The organism is Paraburkholderia sp. RL17-368-BIF-A, assembly GCF_046054045.1.
Lineage (GTDB): Bacteria > Pseudomonadota > Gammaproteobacteria > Burkholderiales > Burkholderiaceae > Paraburkholderia > Paraburkholderia graminis.
Genome location: NZ_JARESN010000022.1, coordinates 26449 through 42651, shown reverse-complemented (window position 1 = coordinate 42651; position 16203 = coordinate 26449). Strand labels below are relative to the sequence as shown.

Annotated in this window: 16 protein-coding genes; all 16 read right to left on the bottom strand. The window is 63.0% G+C overall.

Annotated features, from left to right (window positions below):
• Positions 1-3: 3 nt before the first annotated feature.
• The 16 genes from P0D87_RS27865 to P0D87_RS27790 all read right to left on the bottom strand — a co-directional run bounded on the left by P0D87_RS27865 (position 4) and on the right by P0D87_RS27790 (position 16194).
• Entirely contained in the window at positions 4-723 is a 720-nt protein-coding gene (locus P0D87_RS27865) for a phosphoribosylanthranilate isomerase (protein WP_044020329.1), read from the bottom strand.
• Positions 720-1532: a tRNA pseudouridine(38-40) synthase TruA gene (gene truA, locus P0D87_RS27860; RefSeq protein ID WP_053859693.1), complete on the bottom strand. Its 813-nt coding sequence runs from the start codon at positions 1530-1532 to the stop codon at positions 720-722. The genes P0D87_RS27865 and truA overlap by 4 nt, the downstream gene beginning before the upstream one ends.
• Positions 1529-4036: a FimV C-terminal domain-containing protein gene (locus tag P0D87_RS27855; protein ID WP_053859694.1), complete on the bottom strand. Its 2508-nt coding sequence runs from the start codon at positions 4034-4036 to the stop codon at positions 1529-1531. The genes truA and P0D87_RS27855 overlap by 4 nt, the downstream gene beginning before the upstream one ends.
• A gap of 140 nt (positions 4037-4176) precedes the next feature.
• On the bottom strand, positions 4177-5298 hold the full coding sequence (gene asd, locus P0D87_RS27850; RefSeq protein WP_053859695.1) for an aspartate-semialdehyde dehydrogenase: 1122 nt from the start codon (positions 5296-5298) through the stop codon (positions 4177-4179).
• Between the two features lie 396 nt (positions 5299-5694).
• The gene (leuB, locus tag P0D87_RS27845; RefSeq protein ID WP_029971412.1) at positions 5695-6762 is read right to left on the bottom strand and encodes a 3-isopropylmalate dehydrogenase; all 1068 of its coding nucleotides are present in this window, start codon (positions 6760-6762) and stop codon (positions 5695-5697) included.
• 36 nt (positions 6763-6798) lie between these two features.
• A complete protein-coding gene (leuD, locus tag P0D87_RS27840; protein ID WP_006047596.1) occupies positions 6799-7452 on the bottom strand; it encodes a 3-isopropylmalate dehydratase small subunit in 654 nt (217 codons plus the stop codon).
• An 86-nt stretch (positions 7453-7538) separates the two neighbouring features.
• Positions 7539-7697, bottom strand: coding sequence for an entericidin A/B family lipoprotein (locus P0D87_RS27835; RefSeq protein ID WP_006047595.1), 159 nt, complete (start codon positions 7695-7697; stop codon positions 7539-7541).
• Between the two features lie 5 nt (positions 7698-7702).
• The gene (gene leuC / locus P0D87_RS27830; RefSeq protein ID WP_053859696.1) at positions 7703-9112 is read right to left on the bottom strand and encodes a 3-isopropylmalate dehydratase large subunit; all 1410 of its coding nucleotides are present in this window, start codon (positions 9110-9112) and stop codon (positions 7703-7705) included.
• Between the two features lie 210 nt (positions 9113-9322).
• A complete protein-coding gene (locus P0D87_RS27825; RefSeq protein WP_321175874.1) occupies positions 9323-9625 on the bottom strand; it encodes a DUF3331 domain-containing protein in 303 nt (100 codons plus the stop codon).
• A gap of 207 nt (positions 9626-9832) precedes the next feature.
• Entirely contained in the window at positions 9833-10348 is a 516-nt protein-coding gene (locus P0D87_RS27820; protein WP_035570807.1) for an Ohr family peroxiredoxin, read from the bottom strand.
• Positions 10349-10542: 194 nt separating this feature from the next.
• Entirely contained in the window at positions 10543-11535 is a 993-nt protein-coding gene (locus tag P0D87_RS27815; protein ID WP_029971854.1) for a LysR family transcriptional regulator, read from the bottom strand.
• A 227-nt stretch (positions 11536-11762) separates the two neighbouring features.
• Positions 11763-12641, bottom strand: coding sequence for an RNA polymerase sigma-70 factor (locus P0D87_RS27810; RefSeq protein ID WP_053859698.1), 879 nt, complete (start codon positions 12639-12641; stop codon positions 11763-11765).
• A 139-nt stretch (positions 12642-12780) separates the two neighbouring features.
• On the bottom strand, positions 12781-13761 hold the full coding sequence (locus P0D87_RS27805; RefSeq protein ID WP_053859699.1) for a DedA family protein/thiosulfate sulfurtransferase GlpE: 981 nt from the start codon (positions 13759-13761) through the stop codon (positions 12781-12783).
• 30 nt (positions 13762-13791) lie between these two features.
• On the bottom strand, positions 13792-14205 hold the full coding sequence (locus tag P0D87_RS27800; protein WP_053859700.1) for a carboxymuconolactone decarboxylase family protein: 414 nt from the start codon (positions 14203-14205) through the stop codon (positions 13792-13794).
• The gene (locus tag P0D87_RS27795; protein ID WP_053859701.1) at positions 14202-15401 is read right to left on the bottom strand and encodes a DUF3734 domain-containing protein; all 1200 of its coding nucleotides are present in this window, start codon (positions 15399-15401) and stop codon (positions 14202-14204) included. The genes P0D87_RS27800 and P0D87_RS27795 overlap by 4 nt, the downstream gene beginning before the upstream one ends.
• A gap of 10 nt (positions 15402-15411) precedes the next feature.
• Entirely contained in the window at positions 15412-16194 is a 783-nt protein-coding gene (locus tag P0D87_RS27790; protein ID WP_053859702.1) for a 3-hydroxybutyrate dehydrogenase, read from the bottom strand.
• Positions 16195-16203: the final 9 nt, after the last annotated feature.

Genomic DNA, 16203 nt, shown 5'->3' with positions numbered 1-16203 from the left:
GAATCATCCGGCGTCCGCCGCGCGCACTGCGCGTACGAACGCCGCCATCCGGGCGTGATCTTTCACGCCCTTGGCGCCCGGCACTTCGATGCCGCTCGAGACATCGACCGCGTACGGGCGCACGCGATGGATCGCATCACTGACGTTTTGCGCGTTCAACCCACCACTCAAAACGGCCCGACGCGCGAGCTCTGCTGGAATAAGTGACCAATCGAAAACCTTCCCGCCGCCGCCATAGCCTTCGACGTGAGTGTCGAACAGAAAGCCATTGGCGCCTGAATAGTTGAGAGCCGATTCTACCAAATCGGCCGGTCGAGTATCCGCCGCAACGCGCAGCGCGCGCAACCAAGGCAAACCCGCAATGCCGGCGAGCGATTCGCACTGTTCAGCGGTCTCGTCGCCGTGAAATTGCAACAGCGACAGCCCGACGTTGCTGACCACTTCGCGCACCCATTCCGGCGACGGATTCACGAACAAGCCGACTACCGACACGAACGGCGGCACATCCTGCATGATTTCGACAGCCTGCGCGACGCTCACCGAGCGCGGACTTGGCGGATAGAACACGAGGCCGATGGCGTCCGCGCCCAACTCGATCGCGTGGTTGACGTCGGCCGGATTCGACAGGCCGCACAGCTTGATGCGCGTGCGCCGGGGCACGGCTTGCTGTGCGGCGCCCGTATCTGACTCTGACGCTGCTGCGAGGTTTTCAGTCGAACTCATGTGTGTGCCTGCTCGTTCCATACGGTGCTCCACGGCACGCTGCCGGTCTGCGGCGCGGGCACGTCGAAGTGCTCAGGATAGCCCACCTGCGCGAGATACAACCCGTCCGGCATGAAGGTCGGCGCCGCCGACTCGCGATCGCGGCTCGCGAGCACCTCGGCCATCCACTCGACCGGACGACGCTTCTTGCCGATATACACCAGGCATCCCATCAGGTTGCGCACCATGTGATGCAAAAACGCGTTAGCCCGGAAACGGAAATGCACGAAGTCGCCGTGCTGTTCGATGTCGATCTGATGCAGATGCTTGATCGGCGTCTTCGCCTGGCATTGCGACGAGCGGAACGCCGAAAAGTCGTGCTCGCCGATCAGATGAGCCGCCGCCGCCCGCATCGCTTCAATGTCGAGCGGCGTGTGCACCCAACCCGCCCGCGCCGCCAGCATCGGCGAACGCACCGGATGCACGTACAGCAGATAGTAATAAGTGCGCTCGAACGCGGAAAACCGCGCGTGGAACGCCTCGGGCATCGGCTTGGCCCATTGCACGGAAATCGTCTTGGGCAAAAACGTATTCGTGCCGCGGACCCATGAGACGTCGGCCCGCTCGAGTTCGGTATCGAAGTGCACGACCTGGCCGAGGCCATGCACGCCCGTATCCGTCCTGCCCGCGACGACGGTATGCACAGGCGTCTGTGCGAACTCGCGCAGCGCCCGTTCCAGTTCGTCCTGAACCGTGTTGCCATGCGGCTGCGACTGCCATCCGCAGAACGCCGATCCGTCGTACTGAATGCCTAAAGCAATGCGCTTCACGACAACGGAGCGAGCGTCGAGAGCAACGCGCGGGCATCGTTGCGCGTGGCCGGATCGTTGGCTTCGATCACTTCGTTGATCAGCGTGCGCGCGCCGGCAAGATCGCCCAGCTCGATGTACTCGGCGGCCAGATCGAGCTTGTTTCGCGCGATGCGGGCAAGATCCGCCGGCGTGAACGCGGGCAGCGGCTGCGCGGGGCTCGGCGGGAGTTCCAAGTCGAAGTCGAGCTTGAGCGCGCCGAAACCCGCTGCGCCCAATGTGCCCGCGCCGAGACCCGCTACGGCGCCACGGCCGGCGGTGCCGGCCGCGATTTCGTCGGCGGCATGCGGCGCTTGTTCGGCGTTGGGTGGCGGCGGCACCGCTTGACGCGCGGTGGCTTCCGGCGACGCGACAGGCTGGCTGCTCAGCGACTGCGGTGCGCCCACGGTCTCAGCTGCGGACCCGACGCGCGGCGGCAACGGCATATCGAGGCTGCCGAACGCGGTGAGCGCGTCGCGCGGGAATTCCGCCGATGCGGGCGCGCGCGGCTGGTCGTGATCGACTTGGGCGCGCGTTGCCGGTGCTTCCGGGATTGACGGCTCCATCGGCTCGGGCGGCAACGGCTCGTCATCCCATTCCAGACGATGGGACACCGGCTCGGGCTCCCACGCCTCGTTGAACGGCTGAAGCGGCGCTCGCGGCAACGCGTCGGCGCCTAGTTCGGCGGCGGCGTCGAGGCTCGCGGCTGTCGTCGCGTCGTCCAGGTTGTGGCGGTGTTCTTCTGGTGCGAGGCCGCTTTGGTCGAAGGCAGCGGGTTGTTCCGGCGAGTGTGATTCGAAAGCCGCCGATGGTTCATGAGGCGCCGCTCGATCTGCCTGTTCCGATGCAGGCTCGTGCGCCGCTACGCGTTCAGCCGCGGGCTGCTCCGACGCGAGTTGGACTTGCCTTGCAGTTGCCTCGTCTGCCGCGGCTTGCTGGGCTGCGGTTTCCTCGCTGGCGCTAGCGCCAGTTACGGCGTTTTCCGCTGCCAATCGCTCAGCCGCCAGGCGCGCTGCGTCGAGGTCCTGTTCAGCCGCGATGCGATCATGCGCAGCCTCGTCGGCTATCGCGCGTTCTGCCGCTTCGCGCTCGACGGCGCCTTGCGCAGCCGCCTGCTCCGCCGCTTCGCTCGCCTCCGCCTCGCGTGCGGTCGCCGTGCGGATTTCCGCCTCGCGCTCGGCCGCGATGCGCTCCGACATTTCCCGGGCGGCGGCGTCGCCTTCAGCCGCTTCGCGCTCCGTCTCGGCCATCGTTGCGGCGTGGCGCGCGGTCGCGGCGTCTTCGGCGTCGGCTTCGGGTTCGCGTTTGGCGATGTCAACGGGAATAGCAGCCGGAACTACCGGCGCGGCGTCATTGGCCGCCGCAGCCTTCTCGGATGCCTCCGACGCCTCCGCTCGCTGCGCGTCGGCCAAACGCTCGCGCTTGCGCCGACCGAGACGCAACGCAGTCAGCAGCACGACCAGCGCCGCGCCGACCGCCGCGCCCACGGCGAGGTTCGTCTGCGAAAGGCCGGCCTGGTTCGACGTCGACACAGCAGCGCCCGGATGACCCGACACGACAGCCGGGGCCGATGCGCCCGCCGCCGGTTGCACGCCGCTCGCCGACGACTGCACAGCCGGCGCCGCGGGCGAGCCGCCGATGCCATGCTTCTGCAACTCCATCAGCACGCGATTCTTGAGCGCGAGCAGTTGCTGCAAGCTCGACACCTGCGCGCGCGGCTGCGATGCACCCGTGCCCGCGCTGGCGGCTTCGCTCGCTGACGGCTGGACGGACCCCGCCCAAACATGCGTGCCGCTCGCGGCGGACGTCGGCTGCGCACCAGCAGCAGCCTCCGACGACGCGGCGCCGGCCCCGGCCGACGCTTCCGAACCCGCGTCCGATGCCCCATTGGCGTTGGCCTGAACCGCAGGCGCTGCCGACGGCGCAGCCTGCGTCGCGGGAGTTTCCGCCCCTGGCGCGCTCGCCGCCGCATTGCCTTGCGCGGCGCCGCTCGCGGCCGCCGCGACCGAAGCATTCGACGACGACCCGCTGCCAGCCGCCGGCCCCGAAGCAGCAGCCGCTGGCGTTGCACCCGCCGCCGCAACCACTGCGCCCGACGCGTCCAGCGGCGGCACCGTCAGCACCGCCCCCAGACGCATCCGGCTCGGATCGTGGCCCATGAAGGCGTTCGGGTTCGCGTCGAAGACAGCGCGTGCCGCGCGTGCGAGCGTGGCGCGATCGTGTGATTGGGTGACGGCAATTGCCACGTCGTTGAGCGACTGCCCCGGCTTGACCGTGTATTGCCCACCCGCCGAATAAGAGGCCGACGCGGCTTGAGCCGCAGATGCCGTGGCGCCTTCGGGCGCGCTCGCGGCGTCGCCGGGCGCGGCCATCGCGCTGCCCAAACCGGCGCCCGTCAGCATCAACGCCAAAGCGGCCGTGGCCGCGAGGCGGCCGGTACGTGGGCGCGCAAACATGGCCCGAAGGGAAGAGAGTCGAGGTTTCATCGGGACTCCTGGCGCGTCAGCGCGCGGCCCTTTTTTGCGGTTATAAAGAGACAAGATAATCGGAGCACACAAATGAAAAAAGCGCCGCGCAAGCGCGACGCTTCTTGAGTTTTCTACGCGTCGTGAGCGCGTAGTTTACTTTACTTGTCGAGCACAATGCGAAGCATGCGGCGCAGCGGCTCGGCCGCGCCCCACAACAGCTGATCGCCGACAGTAAATGCCGACAGATATTCGCCGCCCATGGCCAGCTTGCGTACGCGGCCGACCGGCACCGTCAGCGTGCCCGTCACCACTGCCGGCGACAGATCGCGCATCGACGCTTCGCGTTCGTTCGGCACCACCTTCACCCAGTCGTTGCCCGAAGCGAGGATGCTGTTCACTTCGTCAAGCGGCACGTCCTTGTTCAGCTTGATGGTCAGCGCCTGCGAGTGGCAACGCATCGCGCCGATCCGCACGCACAGGCCGTCGACCGGGATCGAACCCGGCGTGCCCATGGCCGGCTTGCCGAGAATCTTGTTGGTTTCGGCGCCGCCCTTCCACTCTTCCTTCGACATGCCGTTGCCGAGATCCTTGTCGATCCACGGAATCAGCGAGCCGGCGAGCGGCACGCCGAAGTGATCGGTCGGCATGCTGTCGCTGTTCATCGCTTCGAGCACGCGACGGTCGATATCGAGAATCGCCGAAGCCGGGTCCGCGAGTTCGTTCTTCACTGCGCCGTGCAGCGTGCCCATTTGCGACAGCAGTTCGCGCATGTTCTGCGCGCCCGCGCCGGAGGCGGCCTGATACGTCATGGCCGTCATCCAGTCGACGAGGTTTTCGCGGAACAGGCCGCCGAGCGCCATCAGCATCAGGCTGACCGTGCAGTTACCGCCGATGAAATTCTTTTGGCCCTTGACCAGCGCGTTCTTGATCACGTCGAGGTTGACCGGATCGAGAATGATGACCGCGTCGTCCTTCATGCGCAGCGACGAAGCCGCGTCGATCCAGTAGCCGTTCCAGCCGGCCGCGCGCAGCTTCGGGAACACTTCGTTCGTGTAGTCGCCGCCCTGGCAGGAGATGATTGCTTCGCACTTCTTCAGGTCGTCAATGCTTGTCGCATCTTTGAGCTTGGTCTCGTTTTTGGCGAACGACGGCGCGTTGCCGCCCGCGTTGCTGGTGCTGAAAAACACCGGTTCGATCAAGTCGAAATCGCCTTCCTGCTGCATACGCTGCATCAGGACGCTGCCGACCATGCCGCGCCAACCTACGAGACCTACGTTCATGACTTCATACCCTTCGAGTGGAAACTTCCCCGCATCTTTGCCCGCAGTGACCGCGCGGGGAAGATGAGCGGGCACGACGGACGATCAGCGTTTCGTGATCGTTTTCGGGGTAATCGTTTTAATCAGCGCTTTGGTGGTAATGGCGAGCTCAACCACACGGGCCGTTTTGCCGTGCAGTTTCGAAATCGAGGAGATTTGAGCCATCTGTGCCATCGCTACAATATACACGAAAACCGGAATCCGGCGACGTCCCTAACCGTCGCTGCCGCCCGTATTACACGCACGAATCGGCCTGTTGCAGGCCGATTCGCGTATTAAAGATCATTTTAACGACCTGATTACCGCCGACTTGAACGCGGGGCGCGGCCATCTACGCCCCACATGCACGAGCCTCTTTTACAGTGCTGCGACCACTGCGTCGCCCATCGCCACCGTGCCGACCTGCTTGCAACCGGGCGTGAGAATGTCGCCAGTGCGGTAGCCCTGCTCGAGCACCTTCTTCACCGCGTTCTCGATGCGGTCCGCCTGCTCCGCCTTGTTCAGCGAATAACGCAGCATCATGGCAGCCGACAGAATAGTCGCGAGCGGATTCGCCACGCCCTTGCCGGCGATGTCCGGCGCGGAACCGTGCGACGGCTCGTACAAGCCCTTGTTGTTCTTGTCGAGCGAGGCCGACGGCAGCATCCCGATCGAACCCGTGAGCATCGCGGCTTCGTCGGAGAGAATGTCGCCGAACATGTTGCCGGTCACGATCACGTCGAACGACTTCGGCGCCTTCACGAGCTGCATCGCGGCATTGTCGACATACATGTGCGACAACTCGACGTCCGCGTATTCCTTCGAGACGTCGATCATCACGTCTTTCCAGAACTGCGACGTTTCGAGCACATTCGCTTTATCCACCGACGTCAGCTTCTTGCCGCGTTTTTGCGCTGCCTGAAACGCGACGTGCGCGATGCGGCGCACTTCGGGCTCCGAATAACGCATGGTGTCGAAGCCTTCCTTCGCGCCCGCAAAAAGACCGTCCGGCGCTTCACGCACGCCGCGCGGCGCGCCGAAGTAAATGTCGCCGTTCAGTTCGCGCACGATGAGGATATCGAGACCCGAAACGATCTCTTCTTTCAGCGACGAAGCGCCGGTCAACTGCGGATAGCAGATGGCCGGGCGGAAGTTCGCGAACAGTTGCAGATGCTTGCGCAGGCCGAGAATGGCCTGCTCCGGGCGCAGCGCGCGCTCGAGCTTGTCGTATTTCCAGTCGCCGACGGCGCCGAACAGGATCGCGTCGGCTTCCTTCGCGAGCGCGAGTGTCGAATCGGGCAGCGGATGACCCTTCGCCTCGTAGCCCGCGCCGCCAACCGGCGCTTCTTCCAGTTCGAACTTTTCGCCGAGCACGTTGAGAACCTTGACGGCCTCCTTGACGATTTCGGGGCCGATGCCGTCGCCCGGCAACACTGCGATCTTCATGCGAATTCCTTGGTGATTTCTTCGAGACTTCGAGTCTTATCCGACGATGCGGTGAGCGAGCCACGGCTGCTTCGCGATGCGTTCGGCTTCGAACTGGCGGATCTTGTCGGCGTGACGCAGCGTGAGGCCAATGTCGTCGAAACCGTTCAGCAAACAGTATTTGCGGAATGCCGCCACTTCGAACGGATACTCGGTGCCGCCGTCCGCCGTGCGCACGACCTGCTTGTCGAGGTCGATGGTCAACTGAAAGCCGTTGAACGCATACGTCTCGTTGAACAGGTGATCGACTTGCTGCTCGGTCAGCACGATCGGCAACAGGCCGTTCTTGAAGCAGTTGTTATAGAAAATGTCGGCGAAACTCGGCGCGATGATCGCGCGGAAGCCGTATTGCTGAAGCGCCCACGGCGCGTGTTCGCGCGAGCTGCCGCAGCCGAAGTTCTTGCGCGCGAGCAGCACCGACGCGCCTTGATAACGCGGCTGGTTCAGCACGAAGTCGGGATTCAGCGGACGCTTCGAATTGTCCTGACCCGGCTCGCCATGGTCGAGATAACGCCACTCGTCGAACGCGTTCGGACCGAAGCCCGTGCGCTTGATCGACTTGAGGAATTGCTTGGGAATAATCGCGTCCGTGTCGACGTTCTCGCGATCGAGCGGCGCCACGACGCCGGTGTGTACGATGAATTTATCCATGACGCTTGCGCCTGTTTCAGGACCGGCGATGCGCGTGGCGGCACGAAAGCCGCTCGCTGCGTCGCCGGCAAAAAATCAAAAACCGGTTATTTCTCAGCGTGATTGCTGATCGAATTGCCGAGGTGCGACATGTCCTGCCCAAATCCGTGCACCGTGTTGCAGCCGGCCAGGCCGAGCAGCAACCCAGCCAGAGTACCGAGCGCGAAGCGGCGCAGTAGAGTAGTGCGATTCATGTTCTTCATCATGCGATTTATCCCAGCTTGCGAATATCGACAAAATGCCCTTCGATAGCCGCGGCTGCGGCCATGGCGGGGCTCACGAGATGGGTACGGCCACCGGCGCCCTGACGACCTTCGAAATTACGATTCGACGTGGACGCGCAACGCTCGCCCGGATCGAGCCGGTCGGCGTTCATCGCGAGGCACATCGAGCAGCCCGGCTCGCGCCATTCGAAACCGGCGTCGGTGAACACCTTGTCGAGGCCTTCACGTTCGGCCTGCGCTTTCACCAGACCCGAGCCCGGCACGACCATCGCGAGGCGAATGTTCGGCGCGACGCGGCGGCCCAGTTTCTTCACGACGTAAGCCGCGGCGCGAATGTCTTCAATGCGCGCGTTGGTACACGACCCAATGAAGATTTTATCCGGCTTGATGGACTCGATCGGCGCATTCGGTTCGAGCGCCATGTATTTGAGCGCGCGCTCCATCGCCTCGCGCTTGCCCGGGTCCTTCTCGCGCTCGGGATCGGGCACGCGGCCGTCCACGGCGGTGACCATTTCCGGCGACGTGCCCCACGTGACTTGCGGCACGATATCGGCCGCGTTCAGTTCGACCACGCGGTCGAACTGCGCGCCTTCGTCGGACTTGAACTGCTTCCAGTAATCGACTGCGATGTCCCACTCCGCGCCTTCGGGCGAGAACGGACGGCCTTTCAGGTATTCGATCGTGGTGTCGTCCACAGCGACCATGCCGGCGCGCGCGCCGGCTTCGATCGCCATGTTGCAGACCGTCATGCGGCCTTCCATGGAGAGCGCGCGAATGGTCGAGCCGCCGAATTCGATGGCGTAGCCCGTGCCGCCCGCCGTGCCGATCTTGCCGATGATCGCGAGCACGATGTCTTTCGCCGTGCAGCCGCGCGGCAGCGGTCCTTCGACCTTGACCAGCATGTTCTTGCTTTTCTTCTGCAAGAGCGTTTGCGTGGCGAGCACGTGTTCCACTTCCGACGTGCCGATGCCGTGCGCGAGCGCGCCGAACGCGCCGTGCGTGGACGTGTGCGAGTCGCCGCATACGATCGTCATGCCCGGCAGCGTGGCGCCCTGCTCCGGCCCGATGATATGGACGATGCCCTGGCGCAGGTCGTTCATCTTGAACTGCGTGATGCCGTACGCGTCGCAGTTCGAATCGAGCGTGTCGACCTGCAGCTTCGAAACCGGATCGGCGATGCCGTGGCTGCGGTCCGTAGTCGGCACGTTGTGATCCGACACGGCCAGATTCGCGCTGATGCGCCACACCGGACGCTCGGCCAGCTTCAGGCCTTCGAACGCTTGTGGGCTGGTGACTTCGTGCAGCAGGTGACGGTCGATGTAGAGAATCGTCGTGCCGTCTTCTTCCGTGTGGATCACGTGCGTGTTCCACAATTTGTCGTAGAGAGTCTGTGCCATGGTATGCGGGGGTAGTAATGACTGCGGGCTGACTGTGTCGGTCGATTATGCCACGCGAAGTCACGCCGTGGGCCGCGCAACCATGCAAAAAAGCGATAAAAAACAGGGAGTTGGGTGGTAGTGTCGATACCTGTATCGGCGGCACCCGGCAAGGTTTAATGCCGCCGTTGGTGCCGGGATCGAACGATGCAGCGCCGATCGCGCCACACATCACTCCAGCACAAGCAGCCTCTCCGCATACCCCGTCAGCACCGAAGCCAGGATCATCTCAAGCGCATTCGACGGCGGTGCGGTGCCGCGGTGGAACGGCCGGAACACCACATCGCCCCGCTTGACGGACATGCCGCTCAGCGCGCAAACACCTCTGACGCGCGCATAGCCGGCGCGCCAGGTCTGATCGAGATAGCTCCCGCGCGTAGCGTCGCTCCATGAAACGAGCACCGTCGTGTCGGTTTGCCATTCGATGCTTCGAATCGTAGGCAGGCGGCCGTTGAACACCGCATGCGCAGCCATCGGGCGGCTGCGTCGGTTGCGGCGCCCCGACGCCTCGCAAACCGCCGATGCAGTCTCATGCCAATGCGCGCTCAGCCGTCCGATAATTTGCGACCAGGGGTCGGGTCCACACATCTCCGGTTCTCCTGCGACTTGCAGCGGCGATCGCCTGCACAATGCTTCGCCTCTGGCTTTAGAGTCTCATGGCTGCGGGCTGACGCTGCCGGCTTACCGCTTTGGCGCGCTGTCCGGCCGCGCGAGTGCGACGACGCTCACGATCCCCTCGCGCGCCATCTTCGCGTACGGACAGAAACGTTCGGTGTCGCGCACGAGTGCTTCCGCAATGGCCGGCTCAACGCCCGGCAAATGAATGCGGACCTGCGCAATCAGCCTGAACAGGCCATCGACGGGGTCTCGCCCGAAATCGACCGTCACTTCCACCTTCGCGTCGACGATCGCTATCTCCGCCTTGGCGGCGAGCAGGTTCAACGCGCCGTGAAAGCACGCGGCGTAGGCGGCGGCAAACAACTGCTCGGGATTCGTCCCGCCGCCCGGACCGCCGAGCGCTGCAGGCAGGCGCAAGTCGAGGTGGAGTTGGCCGTCGTCCGACTGGACTACGCCGGATGCCCGGCCATGACTCGCCTCGCCGCCCGTGGCGGTCACGGTCGTCGAATACAGTGACTGAAAGTCTGGCCCGAAGTACTTATCGAGCAGCGTGAGGGGCGGCGGATGCAAAGGGCTCATCATGTATGTCCGACAGCCGTTGGCTCACGCCGAGGCTCGCAACCAGTCGAACCATGCGCGTGAGTTCGCGACTCTGTAGGTAGTGCGCCGGACCGGCGTGGATGCGCCGTCAGCGTATGAGTGCATCGTAGGTGCGCGGCCGCCCGTCGGGAAGGCTTGCGCGGCGACGCACCGTGTTGCCTCCAAAGCACCAATCAGAGCGCCGGCACCGCCATCATGGTGCTCAGGCATTGCAGGTCGAGCGCGCGCGTTTGTTCCGCCATGTAGTCGATGAACACGCGGATTCTGGCGGGCAAATGCTTGCGGCTGAGATAACAGACATAGTGACCGCGGTCGTCCGGCGCATATTGGGCGAGGCAGGAAACCAGGCGCTCTTTCCGCAACAGATCGCAGACCTGATAGGCCGGCAATTGAGCGATGCCCTCGCCGTCGAGCACGGCCTGCACGATGAGGTCCATGTCGTTGAACGTGTGCTGCGCTCGCGGCAACTGCTTTTGTATGAGTCCGTCGACCTTGAACTCCCAATCGCTTACGCGCCCCGACGCACTGCGGAAGTTGATGCACCGATGCTGGGCGAGATCGTCGACATGACGCGGCACCCCATGTTTTTTCGCGTACTGGGGCGACGCGCAGACGATCATCTGCATCGGTATCAGCTGCTTTGCCACGACTTCGCTGTCCTCCATACGCCCGTCGCGAAACCCGACATCGACGCGATCCGCGATGAAGTCGGCAGGACGATCGTTCAGCAACAGTTCGAGCGCTATGTCTGGATACCGCGAGCGAAAACCGCGCAGCAGCGGCGCGACGATCTTGCGGCCGAATCCGGGTGTCGAGCAGATACGCAGATGGCCGCGCGGCGGTCCGTTACGCAATTCGCGCATGTCCTCGAGCGCCTGCACGATGCGTTCGACGCCCGGATGGCAGTTCTGATAAAACAATTCGCCTTCGCGGGTCAGCGACGTGCTGCGCGTGGTGCGCAGAAAAAGCCGCGCATCGAGCTGCGCTTCGAGCTTTTGCACGTTTCGGCTGACGGCGGAGCGGCCAATGCCGAGGCGGTCACCCGCCTTGGCAAAGCTGCCTTCATTGGCCACGGCGAGAAACGAAACGACACCGGCGTAACTCGTGGCAAAGCTGCTCGCGAGCGAATTGTCGGTCAAGGGGCGGGCGGAATGATCGTCGGACATGGGCGGGCACGATTTAAAGGTTTCGTACTCGACAAGACGTTTTAACCCGGTCATCTGTGACAAACCCGGCTCACGAATCCGCTGGGATAGACAATCTGCCAGTCCGCCCGCAATTTCAGCCGCGCGATGGCGGGCGCGCCCTTCCCGTTCAGCAATGTTGCGGCATCGATTTCGCTGCTATTGCAATTAATCGTATGGACGTTGTCCAGACCTGGCGGGGTCGCGGATCATCGGCCGTCGAATCTGGCCGCGATGCGCGCCAGCTTGTCGGGATTTCGCTGCACCTGAATGCGCACAATGCGCTCCCCATCCGTCTCGTACGTTTGCGCCGATTCGAGTGCGCCGTCGAAAAAGCGCAACAGTGCCGCCTGGCTGTTGAGGACGATGAGTTCGACGCGCAGTCCGCTTTTGTAGCGAAGCGCAGCCGCATAAAAAAGCTGCGCGATGCGCCGGCCGCCCACCATCGGTTTTGGAAAGCTCTGCACCCGGCCGCCGCCATCGCCCATGAGCACGGCATCTTCGGCAAGCATTGAATTGATCGCCGCAAAGTCGCCGCGCTGCAAAGCGTGCGCAAAAGTCTGCAGCAACCGATGATGCGTCTCCCGCGACACGACGTAGCGCGGACGATCGTCGCGCAACTGCGCCTTCGCGCGGCTCACCAGTTGCCGGCACGCCGCTTCGCTCTTGCCGATGGCTTTTGCTATTTCATCGTAGTCGGCATCGAATACTTCGCGCAGCAGGAAGGCCGCGCGCGCTTCAGGACTCAGCCGTTCGAGCAGCATCAGAAAGGCGACGGACACATCGTCAGCGCGCTCCTTCGCCTGCTCCGGCGTTGCGGGATAGTCGGTAACGTGCGGCTCAGGAAGCCAGATGCCGGTGTAATGCTCGCGCTGGATTTTCGCGGCGCGCAGACGGTCGATGGAGATCCGCGTCGTCACGGCGACAAGCCACGCTTCCGCGTTCTCGATGGTCTCCCGTGTGGTCGAATGCCAGCGCAACCAAACGTCCTGCACCACGTCTTCCGCTTCTGCGACCGAACTCAGCATCCGATATGCAATGCCCTGCAAACGCGGGCGTAGCTTGTCAAAAACGCTGGTGTCGTCCATGGAGCGGTCCTTGTGCACAGTACATGGGATCTATTGCGTTTCCGTGGCAGAAACGCATGACCAAACCGCGCACATACGCCCGCGCGATCATTCGCGCCGATCAGTATACCGTCATGAAATCCGACACCTCCGCCAATCTTTACTGCGCACGGCGCTCGCCGCCGGCTGCTGGTACAGGGGCAACGTTGAAACCCGCGTCGCGCCATGCGTCGATGCCTCCGGTCAGCGGCAATGCAAGTCTGATTCCGGCACGCCGCAAACGGCCGGCCATCCATGCAGCGGACACTTCTCCCGGGCACGAGCAGTAAATGACGAACGTCCGGTTCGTGTCGTACGCCCGTACTATCTCGCCGCATTTGCGTTCGTCGGCGAATACGGCGCCCGGAATGACGAACGGATCGAGCGTCCGCCTCTCGGGAGAACGAATGTCGAAGATAACCGGCCGCGGTTCGTCGGTTAGCAAACCGTGCAACTCCACTGCATCGATCCGCGACGTTTCGAGCGCTTTGGACAGCATGAGATGCCGGCAATAGCGATAGCAGCAATACAGCGCGAGTGCACTTGCGACGATACCCAGCGCCCGCCAGCCGAGATGCGAAATCACCGCGAATAACAGGTCGATCTGCGCGGCGAAAGCTCCGCCAATAGTGAGCGCGATGGAAGCCCACAAGGCCACTCCGGCGCAATCGCAGGCGATGAAGTACCGCAACCTCACCGCCATTGCCCCGCACAACGGCACTGCAACGAGCGACAGGCCGGGGACGAAACGGGCGACGATCAGAACTCGCACGCCCCAGCGCCCAAAGAACCGCTCGGTTTTTCTCACACAACTATCACGCGACGACGATAAGAGACAAACCGTTCGAAGCGTGCGTTCGCCGAATCGTCTTCCGCCTTCATACCAGACGAGATCGCCAAGCACTCCGCCCAACGCGGCAGCCCCTAACGTCGACGCGAAATGCGACACTGCCGATTGCTGGGCACCGGTTGCAATCGTGATGCTGGCGCCGACGGTAATCAACGTTGGCATAGCGGGCACAGGCAGACCGAGTGACGCGCCAAGCACACTCAGGAATACGACGAGCGCGCCGTATTGCGCGATGAGTTCATGGGAAAACACGTTGCCTCCTGACCCGGGAACGGCCGGGTGCTATTGGACGTGCCAGGGAACAGCGGAATTGACCGCGATACCGGCGGTGCAACAACGGATGACCTCGCCGGTCGACCACAATGCGCTGCTGCTCCAGTACCTGAACAGCTCTGAGATTTGCGTCTCGTTGAAGTACTTCCGCATGCGCGACCAGATTTCATCGGACGCCGATTGTTCGCTGACACCCGAAAGATGTTCAGTCCAGGCCAACGCGGCCTTCTCCGCATGACAGAAAACATCGGCGCGCCGCCAGCTTCCGATATGCTCGATCTTCGATGTGGCGACGGCTGCCTGGAGCGCGAGGCGCAGGCCGTGCTGAACGCACAGCAAACAGCCGTTGATTTGCGATGCGCGCAACTCGAGAAGCGCGATCAGGCTCGCGTCGAGCGAGCCGCAGTGGATTGGCCGCGTCACGATTTCACACCCGGCCTGTATCGATGCACGTCGTGACTGATAAAGCCGACTTCACGGCTGGGAATATCGAACCACTCGGGATGACAGAAGGAATTGCGAATGTCGTCTAATCCACTCGCCCAGTGCTCCTTCATTGTGTCCTTGCTGAACTCGTAGTCCTTATAGTGGCCTTCGAACGACTTGTTCTTGTAGATCAGATGCACCACATTCACCGCGCTGCCATCCGCCGTCTTCTGCGCTTCCTGAATGACCGCATGATCGCGACGCGCGGAATCGGGGATATGTTCGAGCAGTGCCTTGATCAATTGAGCGTGCTTCTGGTTCTGCGCCATGAAGGCGGTGACGGCCCGCGTACGGCTTGAATACTGGATGTCCTTGACACGCTCGTTGACGTCGAGAAAATCACCCGGCAGCTTGCCGCGCGAACTCCACAGATCGACCTGCAGAACGAGCGTGTCTCTGTGCTGACTCTCCCTGATAATTTCCGTCAGCGGCGTATTGGAGACGAGCCCTCCGTCCCAGTAAAACTCTCCATCGATCTCGACGGCGGGAAACCCTGGCGGCAGCGAGCCGGACGCGATGAAGTGCTCCGGCTTCAGTCGCATCGTCGAGTTGTCGAAGTACACGAGATTGCCATTCCGTACGTTGACAGCGCCGACCGAAACGCGGATGCCTCCATCGTTGATCCGGTCGAAGTCGGCGTACTTCATCAGCGTTTCACGCAACGCAGTGGTGTCGTAATAGCTGACTTCGTCGGGACGCCTCTTCACGAGATCGGCCGCAAGCGTGCGCATACGCGGCGAGAAAAATCCCTGCTGTCCCTCGACCAGCGTGCGCGTTGCCGCCCACGCGCTCGACCACTTGCGCGCCATGTCTTCACAGCCCGGATAGACGGGCAGCAGGGAACGGACATGCGAGAAAAGATCCGCGGGTTGACTTATCGTGTTCCAGAATCCGCGTAGCGCCTCCACCCGGTCTTCCGGCGCGTTCCCCGCAATCACCGCGGTGTTCAACGCGCCGATCGATATGCCGGAGATCCGGGTCGGCTCAATACCCACTTCGGCAATCCCTTCGTATACGCCGGCCTGATACGAACCCAGGGCTCCGCCACCCTGGAGCACAAGTCCGATTTCATCGTACCGGGGCAGCCTGAAAGGAGACGGCTGCTGCAACTCTTTGCGCTGACTCGATCTCACGGTTATCCCCTTACTGCATGAACCAGCCGTGGCTCACCACGACGGACTGGCCGGTCAGCGCATTCGATTCGAAGCCGGCGAGAAACGCGACCGTATTGGCGACATCGGCCAGCGACGTAAACTCGCCATCTACCGTGTCCTTCAGCATCACGTTTTTCACGACCTCCGCGTCTGAAATTCCCAGCACTTTCGCCTGCTCCGGAATCTGCTTGTCGACCAGCGGCGTTCTGACGAAACCAGGGCACACCACGTTCGCGCGCACAGCGTGCGGCCCGCCTTCCTTCGCGACAACACGTGCAAGCCCAAGCAGCCCATGCTTGGCCGTCACATAAGCCGACTTCAGTTGCGATGCCTCGTGCGAATGCACGGAACCCATGTAGATCACTGCGCCGCCTTTACCCGATGCGTACATATGCTTCACCGCTGCCTTCGTCGTGAGGAATGCGCCATCGAGATGAATAGCCATCATCTTTTTCCAGTCGGAGAACGAGTAGTCCTCGATCCGGTTGACGATCTGAATACCGGCGTTCGACACCAATACGTCGATGCCGCCGAATCGGCTTACCGTATCGGCAATGCCCGCATTGACCGCCTCTTCGTTCGTCACGTCCATGGAGAGAGCAACCGCGCGGCCACCGCTGCGGACGATGTCTTCGGCCACTTTCGTTGCGCTCGGGAGATTCAGATCCGCTACGACGACCGTCGCTCCGTCCTCGGCCAGCTTGCGTGCGCATTGCTCGCCAATTCCGCTCGCCGCGCCCGTGACGAGCGCCACTTTGTCTTTCAATGCCATATATCCTCC